Below are 6,563 nucleotides of genomic sequence, written 5' to 3'. Positions count from 1 at the left end.
TCAGACCGTACAATACCAAATTCGCTAACCGATTCTCCCGATTCACGAAGTCGCCGGACGGACACTAAGGCATGCTGGCTATGCTTCAGTATAAATCTGACAGACTCTATAGCGCGGCAGAACAATGTCGTCAGACGGCTGATGTCGGGTCCCTGGTGTCGGTGTAATCACTGCGCTCGGCTTCGCCGCAACCATTGATGACCCGACACGATTCAAACGATCATCCAGCGCCGGAGCCTATCTTGGGCTGACACCTCGCATCTACGCCTCTGGTGAGACTATGAGATCCGGCCGGGGTCTCAAAGCGCGCCGACGACTTTCTTCGACGCCAGTCTATACGAGGCTGCCAACGCGCTCCTGACAAGGATCCCGCAGTTCTCCGCTTTGAAGAGCTGGGATTGCGCATCGCGCGGCGCAGCGGCTATCGCAAAGCCAAAGTTGCCGTGGCTCGAAAACTCGCCGTCATCCTTCATGCCATGTGGGTCTCCGGCGAGCCGTTCCGTTGGTCATCGCAAGAGCCGAGTGAGCTCGCATGATTTACTACACTATCCCCTAGTTAGCTGAGACCAGCGAGATCGTCCGGTCAGGACGATGGCGCAGTCAAGACCGATCCCCGGAATGCGAGTGCTGGTTCGTCCAGATAACCGCGAACACCACATTGGTCGACTGAGCCTTTCCCACGCCATGATGAGGCGGTCAAAGTGCCGACCTCGAAGAGAACCATGAGCCTGACCTGCGTTGCCCACTGCAACCAGCTTGACAACCGCGATTAGAGAACATCCCGGGACACGATCAGCCCCGCCGATGCCCCGCGGGCGGTGTGGTGATCTCAGGTAAATGAGAAGGGCTTCGTATCATTGGCACCGTTAGCGATAAGCGCACCGCCCGGTGTCTTCACTACCGTGGCCTTCATATTTTGCGTTTCGGCTTTCGTGTCGGCGAAAAGCACGGAGGCCAAGCCGTCGGATTCTACTTGGCGTGTCGCGGTTTGACCGGTCTCATCGCTCAAATCTGGATCCTTGAAGGTCGCGTCGCCGTCTTCCACATGAAATTCGATCCAATAGTTAGGAAGAAACTGGAAATCGGTCGTTGTGAGTTCCGCTGTGGCGGTGTTGTTATATGTGCCGTCGGCTGGAGGGGAGGGGCTAGTTGGAGAGAAGGAGAGGCGCACGATCATATCGTCCGGGTCTGTCGACGTGCCCGGGGTTGCGACAGCTTTCCTGTGATGCTTCTGGCTCATGTTTGCAGACCTCTCGCAACGGGATGGGCAGATATCGGATCAGTCCGGTTCGGCGGCTTCACGCCCGGTGAAGCTGGTTTACGATTGACCGAAATTCAGTGTTGTGCTTGCCGGCGGGCTTATAGCTGGAACGCTTGCGGTTAGCATTATTCCCTGTTCTGGAGAATCATTTAAAATGCTCACACTGGAAGCCTGTCCGGTAACTGGGTTGTCGATTTGAATGACTTTAGCGTTAACATAGCCTTGGGTGTTCGTAAAGAAGTAGGCGGAACTCGACGCTTCCAGGCAAAGGTATAGCGTTGGTGCCGGGCTTGGTGCTTCAACGATGTTGAACTGGTATTGTGCCGCGATCTCACCCTTGCTGTCCGTGTCGTCATAGGGGTTCTTCGCCCACAGCACCTCGCCGTCAAGCCACATCGTGTCTGGGTAAAAGTGAAAGACGAGCGGGCGGCTGGATGCTGTGCCGTCCGGCAGAGCCGCACGCGTGATTATCGTCTCCGCTTTGCCTGAGGCGTTGGTAAAAGTTGCTTCCGCAAACCCCTGCGTCGCGTTAACTGTCTTTTGTTGCGGGTTGCCGTTATCGGCGTTGTCGAATTGGGCGGGGCTAGCAATCGTAAAAACAATCGGGCCGGAATAGGTGGGATCGACCTCCTGGTTTTCGCCGCCTAATACGGCTGCTAATATTTTGTTTCGGGTGGAGCCGTCGGTTGCTGCGCAATCGAGCGCAGGGAAAACCATGACCGTCTGTTGAACCGGTGCGAATGTGAATTGTTCGGTATCGGAGGCGCCGTTGTCAATGATCACGTCATTGGGATCTTTCACCACCGTCGCCGTCATATTTTGCGTTTCACCAACGATGTTTCCGAAGTTCGCGGTGGCGATGCCACCGTTTCCGGTCAACCGCGTGGCGGTTTGGCTGGTCTCGTCATCATAATCAGGCTCATAGAAGAATGCGTCGCCGCCTTCGATGTGGAATTTCACCCAATAGCCGACAAGATCGCCATCGTTTCCGGTGAGGTGCGCTGTGGCGATATAATCAATGCTCCCGTCGGCGGGCGGAGGCGGAATCCGTGGAGGAGGGGCGCTGAAAGTAAGCTTCACAGTCATGCCATCCGTATCGACCGCTCCGGCTGTCTTGATTTGAAGCGTCCTGCTCATGAATGGAAATCCTTTTCGTGATTGTATGTTGACGACTAAACGCCGGCGCGGCTCTCTATAGTCGCCCCGATGCCCGTTTGTAAGCGGGCAGTCAGCCTCCGGCAGGCACCGGAGGCTTGTCAGTTTTAAGAGGACTGGCCGAAATTGAGTATTGTGCTCGTCGATGGAGCTTGTCCTTGAACGGTCACGTTCAGCGTCACGTTCAACTCTTTTATTGCGTCCTGGATGCTAACGGAACTATAATTCGATGAAGAAACTGGGTTATTGACTTGGAAAACCTTGTCGTTCACATAACCGGTCGTATTTACAAATTTAGCAGAGCTTTTAGCTTCGAGACATAGGTATAAGGTAGATGATTGCGGGGGTTTCGTGGAATTAAAAGAATATTGAGCGATGATAGATCCCGTATTGTTGTCGTCATATGGGTTCGCTTTGAACAAAAGTTGCCCATTGGTATCCCATGGATCATTATAAAAGTTAAACGCCAGCGGGTCTCCAGTCGCAGCCGAGCTGTCGCCTAGCATCGCCGTCATATTCACCGAATCCTTATTGCCTGAATTGTCTTGGAAGGATGCTTCCGCAAACCCATTGGTCGCGGTTACCGTCTTCTGTTGAGGATTGCCGGAATCATAATCAACGAACTGCGCGGGCGAATCCACGGTAAAAACCACGGGACCGGAATAGCCGTCGACTGTGTCATCGGATTTGCGCACGACCGCCGCCAGAACACAATTCGAAGCCGAGTTATCGCTGGAGGCGCCATCGAACGACGGATAAAGGATGACCTTGCGTGGAGGGGCGGTGAAGGTGAACGAGGCCGTGTCGTAGGTGCCGGGTGGATAGGGATCACCGCTGGCGTTCTTCACCACCGTGGCCGTCATTGTTTGGGTTTCGCCGACGGTGTCCATGAAAGGCGCGGTTGCGCGGCCGTTAACCGCTGTCTGGACTGTAACGGTCCCGTCTTTCTCCGCGTCCTTGAGTTTTGCAAACCCGCCATTGATTTTGAACTGGATGTAGTAGCCGGAAACCAGCTGCGCATCATTGCCCTGGCCTTGTGTAAGCTTCGCAGTGGCAATATTGTCATATGTGCCGTCGGCGAGAGCACCGGGGGTAAAGGTCAGATCCACATATAAATTCGTATCGCCTACGCCTGCTTTTTTTATATCAGGTGCCTTGCTCATATTATTCGCATTCCTGTGTTCGTGTTGCTTCAACATGTAGGGGCGGAAAGTGTTGCCGTGATGCCGTTATCTTTCGCTGCTCAAATCCGTTTCCGTACGAAAACAATTCTATGGCTATTAGAAATTCCTAATCTGCCGATAGGCGCGAATGAGCGCCTTAGTATGCAACTTAGCAGAGAAAAATGATTCCGCTACAACTTTTTTTGCGATTGCTTAAGGCTACGTGAATCGGATGTTTGATATCTGATATCCATGAACGCACGTAAAAATTATCGCGATAAATTTGGTTTGACCTGAGAAGAATATTCTATAGACGGATTTTGTTTGGCACGCTATAGTTGTTGTGAATTTGGACAAATTCAACCATGGCGTAGCCAGACTGGAGTGCCCGCGCTTGGTCGACCCAAGTAGTTGCATATATCTAAGTTATCGAAACAATTGTTTTATATGGAGAATTTCGATGAGTTACCCAATCCACTGGACTGCCGCCTTCGCTGATAGCTTTCAGACGAGAGGATGGATGCCTCCCAAGCAGTTTGTCTCTGGCTCGAGCAGTACCGCAGGGCCGGCTTTGATTGAATTCAACAAACAGTTGTGGTGCGTACACAATGACGGTAACAACCATAAGTTCCTGTGGTCCACAGTTTTAAAAGGCACTGATTGGCAGGGGGAATATAAAATCGATAAAAACTTTACCAATTCCAGGCCAGCCTTGGCGACGCTTCAGAACCAGAACCAGAACCAGCTTTGGTGTGCATATCAAGGCAACAACAATGGACTGTATATCATCTCATCCGACGATGGCCAGATATGGAGCGATCCACCCACGAACATCCCGAACAATCTAACGAGTGACGGGCCCGCGCTGGCCGTGTTCGGCGGCCCACAATTATGGTATGTTTATCGGGGTACGGTGGCTTCCGGTGGCCCCTTGTGGGCCTTGAGTAGTGCCAATAACTGGCAAACTCCTCCCAACAGAATGGGCGGCAACAGCACGAGCATGAGTCCGGCGCTGGCGGTGTTCAAAGGTCTCCTATGGTGTGTATATCGGGGCAATGCTGACCACGGACTGTATGTCGCAACAAGCAAGGACGGCGGAACCTGGACTACGCCGGGCGGTCCTATTGCTGGCCTGGGTACTGACGCCGCGCCGGCTCTAGTCTATTTGCCCGATCAGGACGCATTGCTCTGCGTTTATGGTGATAGTTCCGGCGGCTCTGAACTATATTATGCATATAATACCTCCGGCGACCCCAGCGCCTGGACCAGCGCCCAGATAAAGGGAATTTCCCGCGCGGCAGGAACCGGCGTGGGCCTGGCCGTGATAGACGGGATTATTTATCTCGCCTACTGCGCCCCCAGCTCGTAATCCTGCAATCTCGAAGAGGTCTGTATTGTCGACCGCCCAATCAGCATCGAATTTTCATTACATGGCTTTATTAATATGAGGAAAAACAATGGAATATCCAATCTACTGGTCTGCCGCCTTTCCCGGTTCCATCGACACGAGGGGGTGGATGCCACCCTTGCCGGTTCCCTCGGCCACCACCGGCGCCGACCCGGCTTTGGTCGAATTCAACAAACAATTGTGGTGTGTGCACAATGACGGCAATTCGAACCTAATGGCGCACTGCTACAATCTTGGTGCGTGGCAGGGACCTCACCCGATGAACGGCAACGCCCAGAATAACCAGACCAATTACAGAGCGGCGCTGACCGTATTCGATGAAACGCTGTATTGCATGTATGCGGATATGAACGATTCGGCTTACTATACCTCGAGCACCGACGGCGAAATCTGGACACCCGCCAACAAAGCGAATGGTCTTGGCACTGCCCTCCGCAACGGCTTGGGGGTGGTTGCATATGATGGCACGGTTCATGGCGCCTCAACTGATCAATATACAGGAAAGTTGTGGGGTATATTCTCTGGGCAACCTCCTATGCCCGGGCCTGGGTCGCTGGAAGGCATTTACTCCACTATCGGAGTTGCTTTTCGCCGGCCGGGGCCTGCACGTGTTTTCGCGGCTCTTTTAAGTTACTGTTTAATGAGAAGAATTTAATGGCATACCCAATCTACTGGTCCGCCACCTTTCCCGAATCCCGTGACACCAGGGGTGGATGCCGGCCCAGCAGATCACGTCCGTCTCCAGTCCGGCTGGCCCGGCCTTGGCCGGGTTCCAGAAGCAATTGTGGTGCGTGACCGAAGACACCATTTCAAATTTGTGGGCGAACTACTTTGATGGAAAAACGTGGCAAGGCAATTACCTGCTCGCCGGCAACTCGACCCTTTCCGATCCGCCTTGCAGCCCGGCGCTGGCAGTGTTCAACCAACGGCTCTGGTGTTACTACGTGAGCATGTACAATGATGATAACAATATGTGGTATACCGCGTCCAGCAATGGTGAAAAGTGGGATGGGTGCTCGGAGTTGTGGGGGCATACCGCAACACCGTTGTCCGTAATCGCGCTTGCAGATAAAATGTGGGGAGCATTTGCCGTTTCGGCAAGCGAGTTGTACAATTTGTATTACATGGGAAGCACCAACGGCACAGACTGGAATCAAAATCCAATGGAGGGGCACCAAACTTTAGTTGCGCCATCATTGGCTTAGTTTAATGACGAATTATGGTGTGTATATGGTCATAGGGAAAACGGCGATCTATTGGTAGCAACAAGTAAAGACGGTATCACATGGGCTTCGCCTCCATCGGATAAGCCACTTGTGACGCCAGCGGACGGTTCGCCCGCGCTGTGCGTTTTACCCGACCACCAATGCTCGATCGTCGAAACGAACGCATCCAGCTTCGGTCGCCGGATCGGTGATCGCCGCTGATAGCCGGGTGGCGTCGAATACGACACCATCTTCGCGACGCTGTCGCGCGATATGTTGAAATGCTTTGCTGCCTGACGCTACGTCGTCGCCCGTGAACTATTCCCATCACGTTGATAGTTTTGTTTAATTTCTCTCTTCCCACCGCTTTG

At 53.2% G+C, this 6,563-nt stretch carries 8 protein-coding genes; 4 read left to right on the top strand and 4 right to left on the bottom strand.

The genetic code is table 11. The features are described 5' to 3' along the window. Positions 1-166: 166 nt before the first annotated feature. Positions 167-361 carry a transposase gene (locus IEX53_RS24440; protein ID WP_373288717.1) on the top strand — a complete coding sequence of 65 codons (195 nt, stop codon included), beginning with the start codon at positions 167-169 and terminating at the stop codon, positions 359-361. Here the strand turns inward: IEX53_RS24440 and IEX53_RS23715 are convergent. From IEX53_RS23715 to IEX53_RS23395, 4 genes are all read right to left on the bottom strand, one after another. Continuing rightward, positions 300-473 (bottom strand): hypothetical protein, encoded by a 174-nt coding sequence (locus tag IEX53_RS23715; RefSeq protein WP_210311705.1) that lies wholly within the window; start codon positions 471-473, stop codon positions 300-302. The two genes, IEX53_RS24440 and IEX53_RS23715, sit on opposite strands and share 62 nt — an antisense overlap. A 356-nt stretch (positions 474-829) precedes the next feature. Then, positions 830-1,240: a hypothetical protein gene (locus tag IEX53_RS23405; RefSeq protein ID WP_188826577.1), complete on the bottom strand. Its 411-nt coding sequence runs from the start codon at positions 1,238-1,240 to the stop codon at positions 830-832. 78 nt (positions 1,241-1,318) lie between these two features. Next, positions 1,319-2,398, bottom strand: a complete 1,080-nt coding sequence (locus IEX53_RS23400; protein ID WP_188826576.1) for a hypothetical protein — start codon at positions 2,396-2,398, stop codon at positions 1,319-1,321. A gap of 125 nt (positions 2,399-2,523) precedes the next feature. Beyond that, positions 2,524-3,579 (bottom strand): hypothetical protein, encoded by a 1,056-nt coding sequence (locus IEX53_RS23395; RefSeq protein ID WP_188826575.1) that lies wholly within the window; start codon positions 3,577-3,579, stop codon positions 2,524-2,526. Positions 3,580-4,039: 460 nt separating this feature from the next. Here IEX53_RS23395 and IEX53_RS23390 point away from each other — a divergent pair, with 460 nt between their 5' ends. The 3 genes from IEX53_RS23390 to IEX53_RS23380 all read left to right on the top strand — a co-directional run bounded on the left by IEX53_RS23390 (position 4,040) and on the right by IEX53_RS23380 (position 6,192). Beyond that, positions 4,040-4,948, top strand: coding sequence for a sialidase family protein (locus tag IEX53_RS23390; protein ID WP_188826574.1), 909 nt, complete (start codon positions 4,040-4,042; stop codon positions 4,946-4,948). Positions 4,949-5,036: 88 nt separating this feature from the next. Then, positions 5,037-5,642, top strand: coding sequence for a hypothetical protein (locus tag IEX53_RS23385; protein ID WP_188826573.1), 606 nt, complete (start codon positions 5,037-5,039; stop codon positions 5,640-5,642). Between the two features lie 58 nt (positions 5,643-5,700). Beyond that, complete coding sequence (locus IEX53_RS23380) at positions 5,701-6,192, top strand: hypothetical protein (protein ID WP_188826572.1); 492 nt, start codon at positions 5,701-5,703, stop codon at positions 6,190-6,192. Positions 6,193-6,563: the final 371 nt, after the last annotated feature.

Source organism: Paramesorhizobium endophyticum, from assembly GCF_014640615.1.
Lineage (GTDB): Bacteria > Pseudomonadota > Alphaproteobacteria > Rhizobiales > Rhizobiaceae > Paramesorhizobium > Paramesorhizobium endophyticum.
This window is presented reverse-complemented; position numbering and strand designations above follow the sequence as displayed.

Coding starts and splice junctions, on each gene's coding strand:
- IEX53_RS23715 (WP_210311705.1), bottom strand. CDS start 473: ATGAAGGATGACGGCGAGTTTTCGAGCCACGGCAACTTTGGCTTTGCG.
- IEX53_RS23405 (WP_188826577.1), bottom strand. CDS start 1,240: ATGAGCCAGAAGCATCACAGGAAAGCTGTCGCAACCCCGGGCACGTCG.
- IEX53_RS23400 (WP_188826576.1), bottom strand. CDS start 2,398: ATGAGCAGGACGCTTCAAATCAAGACAGCCGGAGCGGTCGATACGGAT.
- IEX53_RS23395 (WP_188826575.1), bottom strand. CDS start 3,579: ATGAGCAAGGCACCTGATATAAAAAAAGCAGGCGTAGGCGATACGAAT.
- IEX53_RS23390 (WP_188826574.1), top strand. CDS start 4,040: ATGAGTTACCCAATCCACTGGACTGCCGCCTTCGCTGATAGCTTTCAG.
- IEX53_RS23385 (WP_188826573.1), top strand. CDS start 5,037: ATGGAATATCCAATCTACTGGTCTGCCGCCTTTCCCGGTTCCATCGAC.
- IEX53_RS23380 (WP_188826572.1), top strand. CDS start 5,701: ATGCCGGCCCAGCAGATCACGTCCGTCTCCAGTCCGGCTGGCCCGGCC.